Source organism: Bartonella sp. SL320 (genome assembly GCF_059687635.1).
In genome coordinates this window covers 135,188-155,006 of sequence record NZ_CM185143.1, presented here as the reverse complement: position 1 = coordinate 155,006, position 19,819 = coordinate 135,188, and the positions used below count along the sequence as shown (strand labels likewise).

At 38.3% G+C, this 19,819-nt stretch carries 18 protein-coding genes and 1 pseudogene; 8 read left to right on the top strand and 11 right to left on the bottom strand.

All coding sequences use genetic code 11. From position 1 onward, the window contains the following. Positions 1–135: 135 nt before the first annotated feature. A complete protein-coding gene (gene thiD, locus AC6ER8_RS00590; protein WP_497078469.1) occupies positions 136–993 on the bottom strand; it encodes a bifunctional hydroxymethylpyrimidine kinase/phosphomethylpyrimidine kinase in 858 nt (285 codons plus the stop codon). Between the two features lie 129 nt (positions 994–1,122). On the opposite strand from thiD, the gene AC6ER8_RS00585 reads away from it, so the two are divergent. From AC6ER8_RS00585 to AC6ER8_RS00575, 3 genes are all read left to right on the top strand, one after another. Then, the gene (locus tag AC6ER8_RS00585) at positions 1,123–1,929 is read left to right on the top strand and encodes a lysophospholipid acyltransferase family protein (RefSeq protein WP_497078467.1); all 807 of its coding nucleotides are present in this window, start codon (positions 1,123–1,125) and stop codon (positions 1,927–1,929) included. A 555-nt stretch (positions 1,930–2,484) separates the two neighbouring features. After that, positions 2,485–3,591 carry a D-alanyl-D-alanine carboxypeptidase family protein gene (locus AC6ER8_RS00580; RefSeq protein WP_497078465.1) on the top strand — a complete coding sequence of 369 codons (1,107 nt, stop codon included), beginning with the start codon at positions 2,485–2,487 and terminating at the stop codon, positions 3,589–3,591. 400 nt (positions 3,592–3,991) lie between these two features. Continuing rightward, positions 3,992–5,056, top strand: a complete 1,065-nt coding sequence (locus AC6ER8_RS00575; RefSeq protein ID WP_497078463.1) for a CobW family GTP-binding protein — start codon at positions 3,992–3,994, stop codon at positions 5,054–5,056. Between the two features lie 735 nt (positions 5,057–5,791). Here the strand turns inward: AC6ER8_RS00575 and AC6ER8_RS00570 are convergent. From AC6ER8_RS00570 to AC6ER8_RS00560, 3 genes are all read right to left on the bottom strand, one after another. Then, positions 5,792–6,541: a L,D-transpeptidase family protein gene (locus tag AC6ER8_RS00570; protein WP_497078462.1), complete on the bottom strand. Its 750-nt coding sequence runs from the start codon at positions 6,539–6,541 to the stop codon at positions 5,792–5,794. A 39-nt stretch (positions 6,542–6,580) separates the two neighbouring features. Beyond that, positions 6,581–7,537: an acetyl-CoA carboxylase carboxyltransferase subunit alpha gene (locus AC6ER8_RS00565; RefSeq protein ID WP_497078460.1), complete on the bottom strand. Its 957-nt coding sequence runs from the start codon at positions 7,535–7,537 to the stop codon at positions 6,581–6,583. A 79-nt stretch (positions 7,538–7,616) separates the two neighbouring features. Then, complete coding sequence (locus AC6ER8_RS00560; protein WP_497078458.1) at positions 7,617–8,555, bottom strand: tyrosine recombinase; 939 nt, start codon at positions 8,553–8,555, stop codon at positions 7,617–7,619. Positions 8,556–8,811: 256 nt separating this feature from the next. On the opposite strand from AC6ER8_RS00560, the pseudogene AC6ER8_RS00555 reads away from it, so the two are divergent. The 4 genes and pseudogenes from AC6ER8_RS00555 to AC6ER8_RS00540 all read left to right on the top strand — a co-directional run bounded on the left by AC6ER8_RS00555 (position 8,812) and on the right by AC6ER8_RS00540 (position 11,749). Continuing rightward, positions 8,812–9,445: pseudogene (locus AC6ER8_RS00555) on the top strand (shikimate kinase). Beyond that, positions 9,420–10,553, top strand: a complete 1,134-nt coding sequence (gene aroB / locus AC6ER8_RS00550; protein ID WP_497078456.1) for a 3-dehydroquinate synthase — start codon at positions 9,420–9,422, stop codon at positions 10,551–10,553. Before AC6ER8_RS00555 ends, aroB begins: the two are co-directional and overlap by 26 nt. Positions 10,554–10,955: 402 nt before the next feature. Then, complete coding sequence (locus AC6ER8_RS00545) at positions 10,956–11,339, top strand: MliC family protein (RefSeq protein ID WP_497078454.1); 384 nt, start codon at positions 10,956–10,958, stop codon at positions 11,337–11,339. A gap of 17 nt (positions 11,340–11,356) precedes the next feature. Beyond that, positions 11,357–11,749 (top strand): MliC family protein, encoded by a 393-nt coding sequence (locus AC6ER8_RS00540; RefSeq protein ID WP_497078452.1) that lies wholly within the window; start codon positions 11,357–11,359, stop codon positions 11,747–11,749. Positions 11,750–11,765: 16 nt separating this feature from the next. On the opposite strand, the gene mnhG is transcribed toward AC6ER8_RS00540, so the two are convergent. The 7 genes from mnhG to AC6ER8_RS00505 all read right to left on the bottom strand — a co-directional run bounded on the left by mnhG (position 11,766) and on the right by AC6ER8_RS00505 (position 18,548). After that, positions 11,766–12,176, bottom strand: a complete 411-nt coding sequence (mnhG, locus tag AC6ER8_RS00535; protein ID WP_497078450.1) for a monovalent cation/H(+) antiporter subunit G — start codon at positions 12,174–12,176, stop codon at positions 11,766–11,768. Next, positions 12,173–12,454 (bottom strand): K+/H+ antiporter subunit F, encoded by a 282-nt coding sequence (locus AC6ER8_RS00530; RefSeq protein ID WP_120121498.1) that lies wholly within the window; start codon positions 12,452–12,454, stop codon positions 12,173–12,175. Before AC6ER8_RS00530 ends, mnhG begins: the two co-directional genes overlap by 4 nt. Then, on the bottom strand, positions 12,451–12,936 hold the full coding sequence (locus AC6ER8_RS00525) for a Na+/H+ antiporter subunit E (protein WP_497078448.1): 486 nt from the start codon (positions 12,934–12,936) through the stop codon (positions 12,451–12,453). Before AC6ER8_RS00525 ends, AC6ER8_RS00530 begins: the two co-directional genes overlap by 4 nt. Next, the gene (locus tag AC6ER8_RS00520) at positions 12,933–14,555 is read right to left on the bottom strand and encodes a monovalent cation/H+ antiporter subunit D (RefSeq protein ID WP_497079689.1); all 1,623 of its coding nucleotides are present in this window, start codon (positions 14,553–14,555) and stop codon (positions 12,933–12,935) included. Before AC6ER8_RS00520 ends, AC6ER8_RS00525 begins: the two co-directional genes overlap by 4 nt. After that, positions 14,555–14,896, bottom strand: coding sequence for a Na+/H+ antiporter subunit C (locus AC6ER8_RS00515; protein ID WP_497078446.1), 342 nt, complete (start codon positions 14,894–14,896; stop codon positions 14,555–14,557). The genes AC6ER8_RS00520 and AC6ER8_RS00515 overlap by 1 nt, the downstream gene beginning before the upstream one ends. Then, on the bottom strand, positions 14,896–17,817 hold the full coding sequence (locus tag AC6ER8_RS00510) for a monovalent cation/H+ antiporter subunit A (RefSeq protein WP_497078444.1): 2,922 nt from the start codon (positions 17,815–17,817) through the stop codon (positions 14,896–14,898). The genes AC6ER8_RS00515 and AC6ER8_RS00510 overlap by 1 nt, the downstream gene beginning before the upstream one ends. A 233-nt stretch (positions 17,818–18,050) precedes the next feature. After that, positions 18,051–18,548 (bottom strand): BA14K family protein, encoded by a 498-nt coding sequence (locus AC6ER8_RS00505; RefSeq protein ID WP_497078442.1) that lies wholly within the window; start codon positions 18,546–18,548, stop codon positions 18,051–18,053. Between the two features lie 153 nt (positions 18,549–18,701). On the opposite strand from AC6ER8_RS00505, the gene AC6ER8_RS00500 reads away from it, so the two are divergent. Continuing rightward, on the top strand, positions 18,702–19,799 hold the full coding sequence (locus tag AC6ER8_RS00500; protein ID WP_497079687.1) for a carboxynorspermidine decarboxylase: 1,098 nt from the start codon (positions 18,702–18,704) through the stop codon (positions 19,797–19,799). The last annotated feature ends 20 nt before the right edge of the window (positions 19,800–19,819 follow it).

The window sequence follows — 19,819 nt, the reverse complement described above, 5'->3', positions numbered from 1 at the left end:
AAATAAGGGTCCTCAAAAACCTTGCAAAGATCACAATCTCTTTAGGGAATTTTTTCTTTTTCTTAAAATTGCAATGAGGATAATGACTTTTTAATGCGAATTTCATTATTTTAAGAGATACACAAATAAATTATTTCACACACTCTTCCATAATGCATAAAAATGATGAAGAGGACCCCGTCCTTTTCCTACTTGCAAAGCATTTGAAGCAGATAACGCTCCATGTAAATAGTCCTTTGCTTGTTTAACCGCACAAAATAAAGGTTTTGTAGGCAATAATGCTGCAATTGCAGCAGAAATGGTACAACCGGTACCGTGATCATGCGTAGTTGCAAGACGAGGTGCCTCAAGCATAACAAGTTCTTCACCATCACAATAAAGATCCGGACTAGAACAATTGTCATTCTCCATATCTTTTCTTGCAAGAGTACTCAAATGCCCACCTTTTAACAGCACTGCCTTACAACCAAGCGCCAGCAATTGTGGAGCATATTGATACATAGCCTTTAACGACCATTGCACCTCACATCCCAACAAAAGAGATGCCTCAGGTAAATTTGGTGTAATCAAAGTTGCCATGGGCACAAGAACATCACGCATAATTTCAATGGTATCCGGCTGCAAAAGCACATCGCCACTTTTTGCCACCATAACGGGATCAAAAACAATGAATCTCGCTTTATGATAGGCAAGACGCTCTGCTATAACTTGTGCAATATGAGCATTTGCCACCATACCAATTTTAACGGCATCAACATGGATATCCTCAAAAACAGAATCAATTTGATCAGCAACAAATGCAGCATCTAATGCCTGAAAAGCGCGTACACCTTGGGTATTTTGTGCAACAACAGCTGTAACCACACTCATACCATACGTTTTCATAGCTGAAAAAACTTTCAAATCCGCCTGCATTCCAGCGCCACCAGAAGGATCTGTTCCCGCAATAGATAAAATCCGTGGAATAAAAAGTTTATCTTTTTGTAATTCCATTAACCTCTTTCCTTTTGTTTTTAAATATCGGAAAATGAGTTACCGAAAAAATAGATTCTTGAAAAAACATAAAGAAAATGTTTTCTCATGTGAATTATATTATACATGAAGTCTTCATATAGATATAAAATGGAAAATCTAGTGCTTATCCTTCGTTCTATTCTTTTTACGTTTGCTTTTTATACAACAACTTTCATACAAATGATCCTTTACGCTCCCGTTTATTTTCTCATGCCACGCAAAAAGGCATGGATTGTTCCCAAAACATGGGCACGCGTTACACTCTTTTTACAAAAATATATCGCGGGTACACGTTATGAAATCGAAGGATTAGAAAATCTCCCTAAAGGCGCTTATATTATTGCTCCCAAACATCAATCTGCATGGGAAACCTTTAGTCTTGTTCCCTATCTTGATGACCCTACGCTCATTTTAAAACGTGAATTGATGTGGATTCCATTGTTTGGCTGGTATATGGCAAAAACACAAATTATCCCCATTAACCGTACAACGCCTATCAAAGCTTTAAAAACAGTTATACAAAAAGCAAAAGAGAAAGTAAAACAAGGGCGTCAAATCCTCATTTTTCCGGAAGGAACACGCCGACAACCCGGTCAAGAACCAGATTATAAATCAGGGATTGTCGCACTCTACAATGAATTAGGACTTCAAGTTGTCCCCATTGCGCACAATGCGGGTTTATATTGGCCACGAGGTAATTTCCGCCGCTATCCTGGAACAATTCGTGTTCGTATTCTCCCCCCAATAGAAGCAGGTTTAAACAAACGTGATTTTCTAGATCAACTTATCAAAAAAACTGAAGAAGCCTGTGATGAACTGCTCCTCTTAGCAGCCCAAGATCCTACCCCTCCTCCTATGCCACCATCAGCTGTTCAAAAGCTCCAAAAACTAAATCATCATAAAACAATAAACTGATTAATCAAAATAACGCATCAGTATATATTAACGGGTAGAGCATATGAAACAAATCTATTAAGGAAAATCCTTCAAATCTTCTTATTCAAAATAATAAAAAAACAACGAATATATAAAATTCTTTGGAAAAGCTTCTTCCCTTCTCTAAAGTCGTTTAAATAATACACATAATATTGATTTATAAAGATAATTTTCTCTATTCAACTTGAAATAGATTTGGAATGAGAAAAGCTTACAGCATTCGGAACTCCTCATTCAATATAACAATAGACAAAACGTATGATTATACCAGCCTGTTCCTTCCTGCAAAACATCAATTCTCCCAAGAATCTGAAATTTTGTACAATCTTCATCATTTAAAAAGTATTTCTTGAAAGACTTAAGCCATCAAACCAAATTCAAGGGGAAAATAAAGATGAGTGTTGTTTTTTTATCCCTAAAACATAACGAATTCAGCAGTTAACCATCTGTCCTCTCTATCCTGGACTTAAAAGCGTTGTATGCTACATTAAAACAATTCTAAATAACGAATAAGAAAGAACTGAATTTAAACTCATGAAACGTATCTTCTATAATTTATTTTTTTATTTCATTTTGAGTTTGTTCAGCACTGTTGCTTTAGCACAGCCTTTTATTTCTGTTGATGTTACAACGGGATATATCTTAAAACATAATCAAGCTTTTGAGCGTTGGTATCCAGCTTCCCTAACAAAATTAATGACCGCTTATGTTATTTTTCGTGCCATGAATCGAGGAGAAATTTCCCCCAACAAACCTATCATCATCAGCCAATACGCAGCAAAAGCTCCCGCGTATCGTTCAGGCTACAAAGCTGGTTCTGTTCTCACACTTGATACAGCCTTAAGTATCACCATGGTTAAATCTACCAACGATTTGGCCATTGCCATGAGTGAAGCCGTTGCTGGTTCACAGAAAGCTTTTGTACGCAAAATGAATAGTGAAGCTAAACGTTTAGGCATGTTTGGCACCCATTTTGCAAATGCAAGTGGTTTACCAGACCCTCAAAACTACTCCACAGCACGCGATATTGCTCTTTTAGCCGTTCAAATACGTCGAGAATTCCCACAATATGCTCATTATTTTTCTATTCCAGCGATTGATTTTGGTAATAACCGAAAAATCCAGTATAACTCAAACAATCTCATTGGCCGTTTTTATGGAATAGATGGTATGAAAACAGGCTTCATTTGCGCCTCTGGTTTTAATCTTGTTGCCTCAGCCACTCGCCATAAACGTACAATTATTGCTGTTATTCTAGGCGCTAAAAACATAAGTGAAAGAGAAGAAAAAGCAGCACAACTTCTTGAGATAGGATTTTTGCATCAAGGAAGCCCCCAATTAACACTCGCAACATTAAAACCTTATGGGAACAATATAACACAAGCCCACAATATGAGACAACAAACATGCACGCCTGAAGCCATAAAAATGCATGCAAATTCATATGATGATCAAGGAAATATTATTCTCACCTCGCCTTTTATCACTGCTCCACCTTCTTTTTCTCATCCTTTAGCAGTACATCTCATTCGTGCACCTAAAACACCTAAAAAAATCGTTAAACCACAGAGAAAACCCAACATTCCGTATAAAAAGCGCGCAAAAAACTCTATAAAAAAAGCCGTAAAACATAATCTATAGTTAATTATAACACCATGATTTATAATAATAAATCATTATTTTATCCCTTATATCAAAACCACCAGTATCATAAGATTGACTCATTTAAAATCTGTATCTGTTGTATCAATTAAAACCGATCTCTTGCACGTCACAATGTGGGGGCGCATACAGATAAAAGAATAAAAGCAAAGGAATTAAAATTCTTCTTATAAAACCTTTCAAGTGCCAAGAATTATCATAACATTAGCACTGCAGAAATGTATAATTGCACCCGCATTTACCTTTATAAACTTAAAAGTTGTGATAAAATGGATTTCATAGGGAATTGACCATTATATCCCTCACGGGGTCCTATTATGAATGGGGTTAACGTCGTAAGATATGTTTCTTTAAAACAAAACCACGGTTGATGATTAAAATGAAAATAAAGCGCATTCCTCTCACGCTTATTACTGGTTTTTTAGGCTCTGGAAAAACAACGTTGCTCAACCGTATGCTACAAGATCCTCTCTTAACACAGTGTGCTGTTATCATTAATGAATTCGGTGAAATCAGTATTGACCACCTTCTGGTTGAAAAAACCACAGAAGGAATTATTGAGCTTGCCAATGGTTGTTTATGCTGCAATTTACGCAGTGATCTCATCGAGACATTAATTGATTTAATCAATCGCGTCCAGACAGGACAAATCAAACCACTCAATCACATTATCATTGAAACAACAGGGGTGGCTGATCCCGCCCCTATTTTACAAATACTTTTAAGTCACCCGTTGTTTATTCAAACATTGTCCATAAATACTGTTCTTGCAACATTTGATACATTAAGCACACTTTCCATATGTGAGCGCTATCCTGAAATATATAAACAATTAATCTTTGCTGATAAAATCATTCTCACCAAAACAGATCTTACAGCTCCACAAACACTTTCAGATGGATTCCTTAACACACTCAAAACAATGAATCCTACAGCACAAATCATCGATGCCCATTCTGAAGATTTCTGCTTAAATAAGCTATTAATAAATCACACATTATGGGATGAAAAAGGAGAAAATATACACCTTAAACAAAACCTTAAAACAGTGCCACATGATCATTCCCCCCATAAAACCATTCGTACCTTTTCACTAGACTGTGAAGATCTTGTTGATTATGCCACCATTGAAACTTTATTAGAGCTCCTACACAACCGTTATGGTGCAAAATTACTCCGTATTAAAGCTATTATCGCATTGCGCAATGATCCTTATCGCCCACTTGTATTACATGGTGTACAAACATTTTTCCATCCACCCATAAGACTTTCAGCTTGGCCAAAAGGAATAAAACAAACACGTTTTGTCATCATTGCCGATGGTGTTGAAAAAGAAGAAATACAAAAACTTCTCAATGCTTTTTTTAATAAACCAGCAATAGATACTGCAGACAAAACAGCTCTCTTGGAAAACCCTCTAATCATTCCAGGAATAAAGTTTTAATTCTCCCCTTCAAGAATATAAAGGTAAATCCGTTGAGCCCCCTCCTGCTTTACACTTAAAAAATAGCTCTCACCATAAATTTTGCCAGCTCCCAATGTGTAGCCAGCTCTTAGCATTTGAGACGATTCATTAGAAACATTTTTATGAATTATCTCAAACACCAAAAGCTTTTGTCGCATTAAACACTAGAAAATATAGGATGATATTGGCTTGCTTTTAATCAAGAGTAAAGGCTGGAAACGCGATGAATTTACCATTATATCCTCAATAAGAACCATCATAAAATGGGTATGACATGCATTGAGAAATCTTTCTTTAAAGAAAGTACATGAATAAGCTACATATTCTGTTTAGAGCACTTTGTTTTAAATGAGAAGCGTAGCTCTCTTAAACAAAAGCGTAATGCAATGTATAATTTCCGTTATGGGTATGACAAAATAATATTTTACAGCATATAAAAAAATACAAAGAGAGATGCATGTTATGTTAACTAACTCTTCACTAAAAACCAAGATTTCCACCGATATTGACGTGCAAAAACACCTCTTTTCTGAGCCAATTCCTCTTGGTCCTCACACTTCATTTAATTAACTAATACAAAGCTCTATTAAAAAAACTCCGTACTTTAAAATATGGATGTCTCCCCTAAACACCTCATGTGTAAAATTTTTTCGTGTTCTATATCGCCGCCATCATAAGCGATGTTTTTTACAGTATGGCAGAATAAAATAACACTCATTTCATTAGAGAAACTGAAGTTTTATCAATATCACGATTAAAAATATAACGTTTTCCATAAACTTCAACGGTTGGAGGTTGACGATTTTCTTCAAAAAAATCATAACCCTTCTTAAGCATAACCCAGAATTGGTAATGAGGATCATTGCGATGACGTGACATATTATCCTCGGTCATGCGAAAAGGAAAAGCCTGTAGCTGAAATGCTCTTTGTCCTCCTTTAAAAGCATCCCGTGCAAACGCATAAATCTGAGCCATATTCCTATCACTCATAGAATAACAACCAGCAGAAAAGCAAGAACCATGTACCATAAGATTGCTTCCTGTACGACCATTTTCCTGATCATAAAGGTTAGGAAATCCTATATTAAAAGAAAGATAATATTTTGAATAAGGATTCATTTGATTGGCAGTAATCGTATAAAAACCTTCCGGTGTCTGAAGATCCCCTTCTTTATATTTAGGTCCAAGCTTACCAGACCATTTACAAATACCATAGCGAGCAACCAAGATAAAAGGCCCTGAACGAGACTGCTTCCAAATTTCAGCAACATTTTCTTCCTTAAAGAATCGCATCACAATGGGTGCATAGGGATCAATATCGTATAACACCATTCTATTCTGGATTTCTTGCGGAAGAGGCTGCTCAACTTTAGCACGAATAGAAGCTGGTAATCTTCCTTCACAAGCCGTCAATATTCCCATCACACACAACACACACACAGCGATGAATCTGTTAAATGTCATCAAAAAAACTCCAATCCAACACCCCTCACACAAAATGATTTATGCTAATGAACGACCAATTTGAAGATATTTTTCCCTTCTCTCTTGTTTAAGAACTTCACCATCTTTTCCAGCCATCTCTTTTAAAGCTTCTAAAATAGTCTCACCCGTTGCATCAATGACAATTTCTTTATCACGGTGGGCACCTCCTAAAGGTTCCGAAATAATGCCATCAATGATCTTTAATCGACACAAATCTTGTGCAGTAATACGCATATTCATTGCAGCATCTTTTGCACGGGCTGGATCACGCCATAAAATAGAAGCTGCGCCTTCTGGAGAAATAACAGAATAAATTGCATGTTCCAGCATATAAACTTTATTGGCCGCCGCAATTGCTATCGCCCCCCCAGAACCACCTTCTCCAATAACAACAGACACAACTGGAACTTTTAGACGCAAAGTTGCTGCCGTTGATTGAGCAATTGCTTCTGCTTGCCCACGTTCTTCAGCGCTTACTCCAGGATAAGCGCCTGCCGTATCAACAAAAGTAAGGAGTGGTAAACCAAAGCGATCCGCCATTTCCATAATACGGACAGCTTTACGATATCCTTCTGGCCGTGCAGAACCAAAATTATAGCGTAAACGTGTTTGCGTATCGTGGCCTTTCTCTTGACCAATGTAAGCAACTGCTTCTCCCTTAAAGCGTGCAAAACCGGCTTGAATAGCCTCATCTTCAGCAAATTTTCGATCTCCTGCCAAAGGTGTAACATCACTCAATAAGCGTTTAGAATAGTCCATAAAATGGGGACGATCAGGATGACGAGCAACTTGTGTTTTTTGCCACGGCGACAATTTTTTATAAATATCGCGCAATGCCGTTTGGGAGCGTTTTTCAAGACGCGCAATCTCGTCACTCATATCAAGACTGCCTTTTTCTTGAGAAATTTTTTTTAATTCAAGAATTTTTCCATCAAGATCAGCAACTGGTTTTTCAAAATCAAGATAATTATACATTTGTACCAACTCATTCAGTGTCACTTATACACTTATAATTTGCTTTATAAAGTCTTTTTCAAAACATCCCCTTCTTTCTTTAACGAGCCTTTTGCGCATCAGCAAGTGGGTGATGCTCATTAACGAGACGATAAAGTCTCTCTTCTAACACATGGGTATAAATCTGAGTCGTAGAAATATCAGAATGACCTAACAAATGTTGAACGGCACGCAAATCTGCACCATTTTGCAAAAGATGACTAGCAAATGCATGGCGCAACACATGGGGAGAAAAGCTTTCACTTTTTATTCCAGCTCTTTTAGCAAGTTTTTTCAATTCCCGTGCAACAACTTGACGCGCAATATACCCTGTTTCTGAATGCGCCGGAAAAAGATAAAGACTTTTCGCATCTTTCCCTTTATCACGCAAATCCAACCACTGCAAAAGAACTTGATAGGCTTTTTTTGATAAAAGCACCATTCGTTCTTTTTTCCCCTTACCGAAAACCACAATACTATATGTTTTCCCCCGAACAGCCTGCACAGGAAGACTCACCAACTCACTAATGCGTAATCCCGTTGCATAAAGCATTTCGCTCAACAGCTGAAGACGCAATGCGCGCAGATAATCCTTAGATCCATAATCCGCTTGATTAACCTCTACTTCCGCCAAATCAAGAAATTTTGTCACCACATCTTCATTGATAATTTTGGGCAAAGGGCGCCCTTGTCGAGGGGCATCAATATCATGAGAAGGATCATCTTTTCTTAACCCTTCTGCATAAAGAAACTGATAAAATTGACGCAATGTTGATAAACGGCGTCCTTGCGAAGTTGCCGCAAACCCAAATGTATGCATGAGCGATAAAAGACCAATTAAATCTTCCTTTTGTGCTGAAAGGAGCGAAACAGAATGCGAAGATAATTTGTCTTGCACCCACTGTAAATCATGCTGATATGCCGCAAGCGTATGGGCAGAAGCGCCTCGCTCAGCACTCATCATTTCAAGAAAACGCTCTATCACAATGTTACTTTTCATTGATTCATTCTCAAAGAATGATTCTGTGAATCCAAAGGGACATCAACAGATATATCCACAGTTACGGGTTCAACAAAAAACACAAGAATGACCATTATACTAAAGAGAATAGCAAGAAAAATGAAAAGAATCATCAAAAGTCTGGTTAATGTTGGCATAAAATAATAAACTTTTTTCAAAATATTCTATCTCTTAATCTTACCTTATAAAGATTAACAGGAATTGACTTTAAAGCAGATAAATGCCGAAATAAGCTATGAAAAGTAATCGACCCCAATATCCCCCCTTATCAAAAATAAAGAGACAACTCTTATCATCTCTCGATAACCAAGTCCTTGTGTTTGTTGGTCTTATGGGAGCAGGAAAATCAGTCATTGGAAAACGTGTTGCTACCATGCTTGATTTACCCTTTTATGATTCTGATCAAGAAATCGAAAAAGCAGCACAAATCTCTATTACAGAAATCTTTAAGATCTATGGTGAAGCGGAATTTCGTACTCTTGAACAACGTGTTATTCTCAACCTCATAAAAAAACGCCCTCTTGTCTTAGCAACGGGTGGCGGTGCTTACATAAATCAAGATACACAAAAAGCTATACATCAAAATGGAATATCTATCTGGCTCAAAGCAGATCTCGATGTCCTTATGCAGCGCGTTTCCAAACGTTCAACACGACCGCTTCTTCAAACAGAAAATCCTAGAGAAACAATGCAAAAACTCATGGAACAGCGTTATCCTCTCTATGCAACAGCAAACATAACAATTAACAGTCATAAAGAAAGCCCTCACAGCGTAGCAAAAAATGTCATACGATCTCTACAGCACTACCTCCATACAAAAAAATAATAATAGAAAGAACAAGCATGCAAACCAAAACCATCAGCATTAAATTAGACAAACACTGTTACAATATCCTTATTGGCCCAGATCTTATTGTGCAAGCTGCTTTACAGATTAAGAATGCTCTTCAAAAAAAAGATTTTCATCAAACGCGTTTAGCAATTGTCACAGATACCAATGTTGCATCCTTCCATTTGGATCCATTACAAACAGAACTCACAAAAAATAAAATTCATACTGTCCCTATTATTGTAGAAGCAGGAGAACAATCAAAATCATTTTCAACCTTGCAAACTGTCATCGATCAAATTCTTGCTGCTCGTTTAGAAAGAGGTGACTGTGTTATTGCTTTTGGTGGCGGTGTCATTGGAGATCTAGCAGGATTTGCGGCCAGTATGATCCGCCGGGGTATGAACTTCATTCAGATGCCCACAACACTTCTTGCACAAATTGATTCCTCTGTTGGTGGAAAAACGGGGATCAACAGCCGATATGGCAAAAATCTTATCGGCGCTTTTTATCAACCACAATGCGTTATTGCTGATACATCTGTTCTTGATACACTACCGCCACGTGAATTTCGCGCAGGTTACGCAGAAATGGTCAAATATGGCCTCATTAACCAACCTGATTTCTTTGCATGGCTTGAAAAAAATGGACAAGAAATTTTCTCTAATGGTCCTATGCGAATAGAAGCCATTGTTCGCTCATGTCAATTTAAAGCTACCATTGTAGCACGTGATGAATACGAAAAAGGAGAACGCGCACTCTTAAACCTCGGACATACCTTTGGGCACATGCTGGAAACAGCAACCGCTTATGATTCAAAGCGTTTAATTCACGGTGAAGCTGTAGCAATTGGAATGGTTCTCGCACATCAATTCTCTGCACAACTGAATCTAAGTGACCCCACACTCTCACATCGCATCGAAGCACACCTTAAAGCTGTAGGTCTTCCTACAAGGTTAAAGGATATCCCAGGAGAATTACCAGATGCTGAAACTTTAATGACTCTCATTGCTCAAGATAAAAAAGTTTCACAAAATAATTTGACTTTCATTTTGACACGCGGACTTGGCCAATCATTTATTGCAAAAAATGTTCCACCAGATGCAGTTTTATCCTTTTTGGAACAAAAATTAACAGAAATCCGTTAATTCATATTGAATATAATTGATTCGTTTTTATACTTCTATTAAAGAATAATTATGATGATGTCTGCGTAGCTCAGTAGGATAGAGCACAGGATTCCTAAAAGAAATTGGGCACTTTGAGGAGAAATCCTCAAAGCGGATCTGCTCAAACTCGGGGAAAGCTTCATGGGCAACTATATGCCAATCCCGAGCCAAGCCTCTCTTCACATGAGAGGAAGGTGTAGAGACTGAACGGGCAGCACCTAAAAAGCGCAAGCTTCAAGGTGAAGAGACAGTCCAGACCACGAACAGCTGATAAGGCTGGCGGTGAAAACCGAAGTGGTATGAATCCTGGGGTCGCAGGTTCGAATCCTGCCGTAGACACCATCGTATTAAAACAAATTACTTTTCATATAGGGAAGCATTATGAAAAAAACTCTACAAATTTTAGGATTTTTTTCCTCTTTATTATTTTTCAATGTCAGCAGTACCTTAGCGGCTGCTTTAGTCATTGAAGTATCAGATAACCCAAAAACACAAACCATAACTTATCAATGTAATATGGGAGACACTAAAGAACGCATTGAAGCGACCTATCACAACGCTGATAATATTTCATTGATTGATTTCAAATGGAAAGGTGATCGTATTATCGCTGCAAATGTTATTTCTGCCTCTGGAGCAAAATATGTAGGAGAGCAGTATATCTGGTGGGAGAAAAATAAAGAAGTAACACTTTATGATCTTTCTAAAGATCCAGAAGAAAAAAATCCCATCCTCTGTAAGGATGAATCATTGTTATTATTTTAAATAACTGAGGAAATATTATGAAAAAAATTGTTTTTATTGTAGGATTTTTTACTGCTTTAAGTCTACCACTATTCGGCTCACTCAACGCTTTTGCAGGCTCTTTAGTTATCGAAGTCCCAGATAATCCAGAACCAACAACAGAAGCTACAGCCTATCAATGCGAGACAGGCAAAAGTAAAGAGCGTGTTGAAGTAACCTATCTCAATGCGGGTAGCATTGCACTTGTTGATTTCAAGTGGAAAGGAAAGCGTATTATCGCTTCCCGTAGCATAAGTGCTTCTGGCGTAAAATATATGGGAGGTCCCTATATATGGTGGACAAAAGGAAACGAAGCTATACTTTCTGATCTCATTAACGATCCAGAAGAAAAAAATCTTATTCAATGTGTAGAAGAACAAAAAGCAGAATAAGAAAACGCATTGCATCTTAAAAATCGCTCTGGCTCGTATCACATTGTATTTCTTCTGAAGCGGGTGTTTGTTTTTCCATCTGACGTGATAAAAGAGCCAGCGGTTTTTCTAATTTATTTTCTGAATAATGTCGATAAGCCGCTGCTTGTGATACCAGCATCGAAGCGACTGGTATTGTTACAAGTAAAAAAATCATCAACAAAAATTCATGAAAAACAAAATGGTGATCTACAAAAGTTGAATAAAGAAACGACGCAATAAGAATACTGCAAGCGCCCCAACTTGTGCTGAGTGAAAGCATATGTAAACGTTTATAAAAACTGGAAAGACGCACCAGCCCTATCGTTCCAATCAACGTGAGACCAGATCCTAAGATTAAAAAAACTGTAACAGAAATAGCAACAACAAGCGATATATCATCCTTCATTCAATAATCTCCCCCCGCATGAGAAATTTTGCCAACGCAATACTTGATACAGGACCCAATAAACCAACAATGAGCGCTGCCACAAAATAAATGGTTGTCCCTGAGCGAATATCAAAGGTCAGAAACAAAAGAATAGTGATAATATAAAGAGCATCCAACCCCACAATTCTATCCTGCGCCCTTGGACCACGAATGAGCCGAAACAGTGCGAGAATCATTGCCAAACTTAAAAAAAACTGCGAGAGATAAAGCCCCCAATAAAGGATAACCATACTCATGAGAAAATCTCCAAAAGTAATTGCTCATAGCGCCTTTTGATCAATTTTTGATAATCATATCCATTTTTAAAATTTAAGACATGAAGCAAAAGTTCACTATTTTTTCTATTATAGGCAATCCAAACAGTCCCAGGAGTTGCTGAAAGAATACAGGCCAAAACAGCTAAAGCAGTTCGACTTTCAAGGGAAATTGGCACCACAATAAAACCAGACTGCTGTTTTCTAGATCTTTTGGTTAAAACGAAGCAAGCTACAGCAATATTTGAAACAATAGAATCAATAAACACACGAAAAGAAAGCTGGAAAACAGCACGCCAACTTTTAATGGTTATCTTTTCAGGCTCAAGAAGCCGCATCATCCAGCCCCCAAACAAAGCAATGATAACACCTAAAAGCAATTGACCGAAACTAAAGCCATTTAAGATCAGCCACATAAAAATAATTGCCACGCTAGAAAAAGGGAAAAAATAACAATTTTTCACTGATGAATCCCCCTATTTTCAAGGGAAAAATCATCTAAAACGCTGCCAATATAATTTTGAGGCTCGTACAAAGTTTTTGCTGTTTCAAGCATATAACGACTAACAGGACCAGCGACAATTGTAATAAGAAAACACAAAGCAAGCAAAACAGCAACGGGGGCAAATTCAATCACCTGCACTCGTGGAATCTTCCCTTCAAGAGAAACCCAAAAAGTTCGAATACCGGTTCGTGTCAACGCAATCAAAGCAGCAAAACTAGATAACGTAACAAAAATCATAAAAAGCCAATCGTGATAAACGGGTAAAGAGGTAGAAATATTTTCTTTACTATGGTTTAAGAGCGCCACGAACATCATAAATTTAGCAACAAAACCAGAAAAAGGGGGAAGACCAATAATCAAAAGTGCACAAAGACCAAAACAAGCCCCAAGAATTGCCAAAGTTACCGGTAAATAAGTCCCTACTTCATCTTCTTCCTCCTCTTCATCGTCCCCATAGACTTCCATTGTCACCGTCAAAACATTGGCAGCGACATCCTGACAGCGTTCAACCAACTCCACCAAAAGAAAAAAAGCCCCCAGAGCCAAGGTTGAGGAAACAATATAAAAGAGTGCCCCTGCGATCAGGGCTGTATTGCCAATCCCGATTGCTGTCAATAATGTCCCAGAAGAAACTAAAACACTATAAGCTGCCAAACGTCCCAAGACTTGACTTGCCAACACCCCAATAAAACCAAAAGCCATAGTGGCAAGCCCACCGTAAAACAAAACCATTTGACCAAAATGGCTAAAATATCCACTTTCTGGTCCAAACCATAACAATGTTAAACGTAAAATAATATAAACACCGACTTTGCTTAAAAGAGCAAAAGAAGCTCCAACAGGTGCTACTGCTGCACTATAAGTTGGCATCAACCAAAAATTTAATGGCCACATCCCTGCTTTAATTAAGAAAGCAATTCCCAAAAGCGCTGCCCCTATTTCGAATAAAATCAAATCACTAGAAGCTATATACCGTATTTTTACAGCTAAATCAGCCATATTGAGTGTGCCCACGATTCCATAAATGAGCGCCGCACCAACGAGAAAAAACGATGAGGCAACCAGATTAATCACGACATAATGCAACCCAGCGCGCACACGTAACGGACCAGAACCATGCAAGGCAAGACCATAAGAAGCTGTTAACATCACTTCAAAAAATACAAATAAATTAAATAAATCACCGGTTAAAAAAGCACCGTTTATTCCAACCATAAAAAATTGCATCAATGACTGAAAATGCGGCCCCGCTTTATACCAATGTGCCCGTGCAAAAACCAACACCGCGCAGATCAACAGGCTAGAAAGTAAAAGCATCATAGCACTTAAGCGGTCAAGCACCAAAACAATACCAAAAGGAGAAGGCCAATGACCAAGCCGGTACACATCCACAGCGGGTGCAACTTCAAGAGCACGCTTCACCAATAAAACAGCAATGACAATGAGCAATGCAGCAGAAAAAATACTGATGAGTGATTTCAATTTTGAACGGCGTTCATCATAAAAAAGGAGAAGGGCTCCAGTACTTAATGGCAAAAGAATAGGCAAAATAAGAAGATGATGCACATAAGCTTCCATCATTGCACCTCACGTCCATCAACATGATCTGAACCTGTTAAACCGCGTGAAACCAATAAAATAACCAAAAATAAAGCTGTCGTTGCAAAACCGATCACAATCGCAGTTAAAACCAAAGCCTGTGGAAGAGGATCAACATAATTTGTCGGATTAATTGCTATGGTAGGATCAACGATTGGTGCTGCATTACTGCGTGGTCTACTCATTGCAAATATGAAAAGATTGACACCATAGGATATCAAAGACAAACCAAGAATAACCTGAAAAGTTCGGGGACGCAAAATGAGCCAAATTCCAGATCCGACAAGAACACCAATGGCCAAAGAAAGAATAATTTCCATTAATTTTCCTTCTCCTTTAAAGCAGGTTTTTTACCAATTCGGTAACTACGAATGGATTGGTGTGCCAGTGCAATTAAAATGAGAATCGTTGCTCCCAACACAAGAGAAAACACCCCAAAATCAAATAAAAAAGCAGATGCTATAGGAACCTTTCCAATCAACGGCACATGAATATATTGGAAAAATGATGTTAAAAAAGGATACCCAAAAAATAAAGCCCCTATTCCTGTTACCAGCGACAGCAATAAGCCAAAGCCCATCCAGCGTAAAGGCAACACTCTTAAATGATTTTCCACCCAACGAATATCCCGTGCAAGATACTGCAAAATAAAGCCTATCGCTAGCGTCACCCCACCGACAAATCCTCCCCCTGGAAGATCATGTCCTCGCACAAATAAATAAAAAGAAAAAGCAATAATAACCGAAAAGAGCCACCCCATAATAACAGAAGGAATAGCAAGATAGTTTAAGACTGTATCCCCCACATTTCGCTCCGGCTGTGCCTTATCAAAAGCTTCCTGAACACGTTGTTGAAATGGCGGCTCAATACTTTCAGGAGCAGGACGGAATCGACGTAAAAGAGCAAAGACAGTCAAAGAAACAACCCCCAAAACCACAACTTCTCCCATCGTATCAAAACCACGAAAATCAACCAACAATACATTCACAACATTGCGACCACCAGCAGCAAAATAAGCATTTTGCAGAAAAAAGTTAGAAACCGTTGTCCCTTGAGGACGTGTCATCATCGCAAAAGAAAGCCATGCAACACCAGCTCCTCCTGTGATCGCTATGATAAAATCACGGGTACGACGTAAACGCACCCCAAAATGAATAGATGCTGGAGCAGGATGATAAACACGCTTAGGCAACCAACGCAAACCAAGCAATAATAAGACAGCCGTCACCACTTCAACAACCAATTGCGTTATGGCCAAATCAGGTGCAGAAAGCCATAAAAAGGTTGCACACGTCATCAATCCTGCTCCACTCAAGAGCATGAGAGATGCAAGACGGTGAAATTTTGCTTGCCAAGCGACTAAAAGCGCGCACAATCCACCAACCAGCCAAAGCGCGAGAAAAGGAATATCAAGAGGAAAAAGCGGTAACCCTCCTGCAGCAATGAAACCATCAAACCAAAATAAAAGACCAACAAAAATAAAACACACAGCAAAAATCCAGTGCAACTGAATTTGCAAACGGCGTGTTGACAAAACAGCTTCCACTGCACGTGCCCATTTCCAAGAAATAATCACAAGAATGCGTTCAAAAATACGCTGTCCTTTCAAATGACGAAAAAAGGGAGCCCCATCATCACAAGATAAAAAATAACGCCGCCCGACAACATAGAGTAAGCATCCCCCTAATAAAGCCACCAAACTCATCATTAATGGTGTATTAATCCCATGCCAAACAGCCAAGCTGTAAGAGATTGTCATCGGTCCTAAAACAGACACAACAGCATTATCTAAAATAGGTCCGATTGTTAAATTAGGAAAAATACCAACGGCCAAACAAATAAACACCAAAAATTCCATGGGTAAACGCATAAAATGTGGTGGTTCATGAGGGGTTTTAGGTAATGTATGCGGCTTTGGTCCCCAAAAGACACCATGAATAAAGCGTATAGAATAGGTTACACTAAACAAGCTAGCAAGCGTTGCGACATAAGGAGCAATCCAGTCAAGCCATGATTCCATATGCGTTTCAACAGCTTCAGCAAAAAACATTTCTTTTGATAAAAAGCCATTGAGCAAAGGAACACCAGCCATCGCTGCACTTGCGACTAAAGCAAGAGTTGCTGTAATCGGCATAGAGCGATAAAGGCCTGTTAGCTTACGCATATCACGCGTTCCCGTTTCGTGATCAATAATGCCAGCAGCCATAAACAAAGATGCTTTAAAAGTAGCATGATTGGCCATATGAAAAATTGCTGCAACACATGCAAGGGGACTTCCAAGACTTAAAAGCGTGGTAATCAATCCAAGATGACTGATTGTTGAATAAGCCAGTAATCCCTTTAAATCTTGCTGAAACATAGAAAAATAAGCGCCAAGAAGAAGTGTTGAAAGACCTGAAAAGCCAACCAACCAAAACCAAGACTCTGTCCCGGAAAGCACGGGCCATAAACGCACCAGCAAAAATAATCCAGCTTTTACCATCGTTGCCGAATGTAGATAAGCCGATACAGGCGTTGGAGCTGCCATTGCATTCGGCAACCAAAAATGAAAAGGAAACTGTGCACTTTTTGTTAATCCACCCAATAAAATACAAATAAGGGCAGGGATATAAAGCGAACTTGATCGGATCATATCTCCAGACTGTAAAATTTTATCCAGATCAAAACTACCAACGATATATCCAATCAATAAAACCCCAATAAAAAGGGCAAAGCCACCAAAACCCGTAATCGTTAAAGCCATGCGCGCTCCTTCACGCGCACTCGCATTATGATACCAATAACCAATCAACAAAAAAGAAAAAATACTAGTGAGTTCCCAGAAAACAACCAAAAAGACGAGATTACCGGATAAAACAATCCCTGTCATTGAGCCCATAAAGGCTAGAAAAAAAGAAAAAAATCGTGGTACAGAATCTGCCGGATCCATATAATAACGAGCATAAACAACGACAAGCAGCCCAATTCCAGTAATGAGTAAGCAAAAAAGCCACGACAGACCATCCATCCGGAGGATCAAATCACCCCCCCATTCTGGAAGCCAAGAAATATTTAAACGAATAATGTGATTGCCACGAATTGCTGGATAAAGCATGATTGTAAAAAGAAGACTAAAGAGAGCAACGCCTCCAGCAAACCATGCTTCATTATTTTTTGCTGTCGAACGAAAAAAGCCAATAACAGCACTTCCACAAAAGGGAAGCAAAATGAGCAATATCAGCATTGCTTCCCGTGTTGTCATTCTTTCAGCTCCATCCTGCCCTTAATATTTTGTCATTGACAAAACAAAAAATATATTTTTACCCCCCTATTTCAAACTTAATGATAATAAGATTTAATAAAACTTAAAAGTATTTAAATTTTTCAAAAAACAATGCTTGCATGGAAATTCTGCACACCACACAAGTATTCTTTGTTATTGTAAGAGCAATAACGCCCACGACAAGAAGCAATTAAAATTTTATTTAATCATTTCTATCCTTTAAAAAAGCGCGATAAACACTGTTTACGAGGCCCATGAAAAGGCTGAAAACTATTATCATTTTTACGATAAGAGCGATAACGGGCACGGCAAGATTCAATATGCTCTTTCAGCATCCATGGCTCCTTTTTGTCTAGACTTTCTGAAGAAGACGTTAAAAACACTCTTTTAGCATCTGATACAACTTTTAATGATACGCCTTTTGTGCTTAAGTGCGGAGATGTAGCAAAAGCCGCTTTAGGATACCACCAATTATCTTTATATTTAACATAACCACGCCGATAATGATGATAACCCTTAAAACCATTAAGTTCTCTACGCCCCGTAAAAATCAAAGGCACCGAACGCTCTTGGACAGAAGCTTGAGAACTCAGTTCAGCTTTAGTATCATTCCTCTTTTGCTTCAAATGAACAAAAGCGGTTGTTATCATGAAAAAACTGCTCATAAATACAAAAGCTAAAGCATAATATAATTTTTTTTTCATACGCAAAACTCAAAATAATAAACAACAGCCGTTACAGAAAGTTTTTCTATTACTAAACAGAAACAGATTCTTTGCTTAAGATTCTTGAGACATTCTGTTACTCCTTATACTAAACGCCGATCTTAGCAATAAGATCCTTCAAAAAAGAATGAATAAATGATGATACAAACCCCCTATTATCTTATCGACAAATCGAAACTCATCAACAATATGCAAACAATTTCTCGTTTACGAGAAATGTCAGGAGCAAAATTTTTGCTTGCTTTGAAATGTTTCGCCACATGGAGTGTTTTTGATTTAATGTCTGAATTCATGGATGGAACCACTTCATCATCCCTTTATGAACTGCGTTTGGGAAGAGAAAAATTTGGTAAAGAAACCCATGCTTATTCGGTTGCTTGGGCCGATCATGAAATTGATGAAGCCTGTGGTTATGCCGATAAAATTATCTTCAACTCAATCCAACAACTTCAACGTTTTGCTGATGCAACAAAAACCATTCAACGAGGTTTAAGATTAAATCCAGGAATAAGTGCATCGAATTTTGATCTTGCCAATCCCTCCCGCCCTTTTAGTCGCCTAGGAGAAACAAACCAAAGTGCGATTAAAGAAGTTCTTCCTCTCATCAACGGCCTGATGATCCATAACAATTGTGAAAACGCTGATTTTAATCTTTTTAACCAAATGCTCGGGGTTATGGAAGAAAAGTTTTCAGAGCTTTTTTCTGCTGTAGACTGGATAAGCCTTGGTGGTGGAATTCATTTTACAGCTGAAAATTACCCTCTAGAAGCTTTCGCAGAACGCTTAAAAAACTTTTCAAAGACTCATGGTGTCACTCTTTTTCTGGAACCAGGAGAAGCCGCCATCACCAAAAGCACCACCTTGGAAGTCAGTGTTCTTGACACATTGTATAACGAAAAAAATCTTGCCATCGTTGATAGTTCCATTGAAGCTCATATGCTTGATCTTCTTATTTATCGTGAAAATGCCAAATTAGAACCCAATCAAGGAGAACACGAAATTATGATTTGTGGAAAATCCTGTCTTGCTGGCGATATTTTTGGAACATTTCGGTTTCCAAAACCTCTTAAAATAGGCGACAGGCTGTCTTTTCAGGATGCTGCAGGTTATACAATGGTCAAGAAAAACTGGTTTAATGGTGTAACAATGCCTGCTATTGTTCTCAAAGAATGCGATGGGACATTAACGCTGCAACGTCAATTCAGCTATGATGACTATCGGACAAGCCTTTCATAAAGATAACCATGAAAAAACGT

Excerpts from the sequence above, each read along its gene's own strand:
- thiD (WP_497078469.1), bottom strand. The coding sequence starts at position 993 with ATGGAATTACAAAAAGATAAACTTTTTATTCCACGGATTTTATCTATT.
- AC6ER8_RS00585 (WP_497078467.1), top strand. The coding sequence starts at position 1,123 with ATGGAAAATCTAGTGCTTATCCTTCGTTCTATTCTTTTTACGTTTGCT.
- AC6ER8_RS00580 (WP_497078465.1), top strand. The coding sequence starts at position 2,485 with ATGAAACGTATCTTCTATAATTTATTTTTTTATTTCATTTTGAGTTTG.
- AC6ER8_RS00575 (WP_497078463.1), top strand. The coding sequence starts at position 3,992 with ATGAAAATAAAGCGCATTCCTCTCACGCTTATTACTGGTTTTTTAGGC.
- AC6ER8_RS00570 (WP_497078462.1), bottom strand. The coding sequence starts at position 6,541 with ATGACATTTAACAGATTCATCGCTGTGTGTGTGTTGTGTGTGATGGGA.
- AC6ER8_RS00565 (WP_497078460.1), bottom strand. The coding sequence starts at position 7,537 with ATGTATAATTATCTTGATTTTGAAAAACCAGTTGCTGATCTTGATGGA.
- AC6ER8_RS00560 (WP_497078458.1), bottom strand. The coding sequence starts at position 8,555 with ATGAAAAGTAACATTGTGATAGAGCGTTTTCTTGAAATGATGAGTGCT.
- aroB (WP_497078456.1), top strand. The coding sequence starts at position 9,420 with ATGCAAACCAAAACCATCAGCATTAAATTAGACAAACACTGTTACAAT.
- AC6ER8_RS00545 (WP_497078454.1), top strand. The coding sequence starts at position 10,956 with ATGAAAAAAACTCTACAAATTTTAGGATTTTTTTCCTCTTTATTATTT.
- AC6ER8_RS00540 (WP_497078452.1), top strand. The coding sequence starts at position 11,357 with ATGAAAAAAATTGTTTTTATTGTAGGATTTTTTACTGCTTTAAGTCTA.
- mnhG (WP_497078450.1), bottom strand. The coding sequence starts at position 12,176 with ATGAAGGATGATATATCGCTTGTTGTTGCTATTTCTGTTACAGTTTTT.
- AC6ER8_RS00530 (WP_120121498.1), bottom strand. The coding sequence starts at position 12,454 with ATGAGTATGGTTATCCTTTATTGGGGGCTTTATCTCTCGCAGTTTTTT.
- AC6ER8_RS00520 (WP_497079689.1), bottom strand. The coding sequence starts at position 14,555 with ATGGAAGCTTATGTGCATCATCTTCTTATTTTGCCTATTCTTTTGCCA.
- AC6ER8_RS00515 (WP_497078446.1), bottom strand. The coding sequence starts at position 14,896 with ATGGAAATTATTCTTTCTTTGGCCATTGGTGTTCTTGTCGGATCTGGA.
- AC6ER8_RS00510 (WP_497078444.1), bottom strand. The coding sequence starts at position 17,817 with ATGACAACACGGGAAGCAATGCTGATATTGCTCATTTTGCTTCCCTTT.
- AC6ER8_RS00500 (WP_497079687.1), top strand. The coding sequence starts at position 18,702 with ATGATACAAACCCCCTATTATCTTATCGACAAATCGAAACTCATCAAC.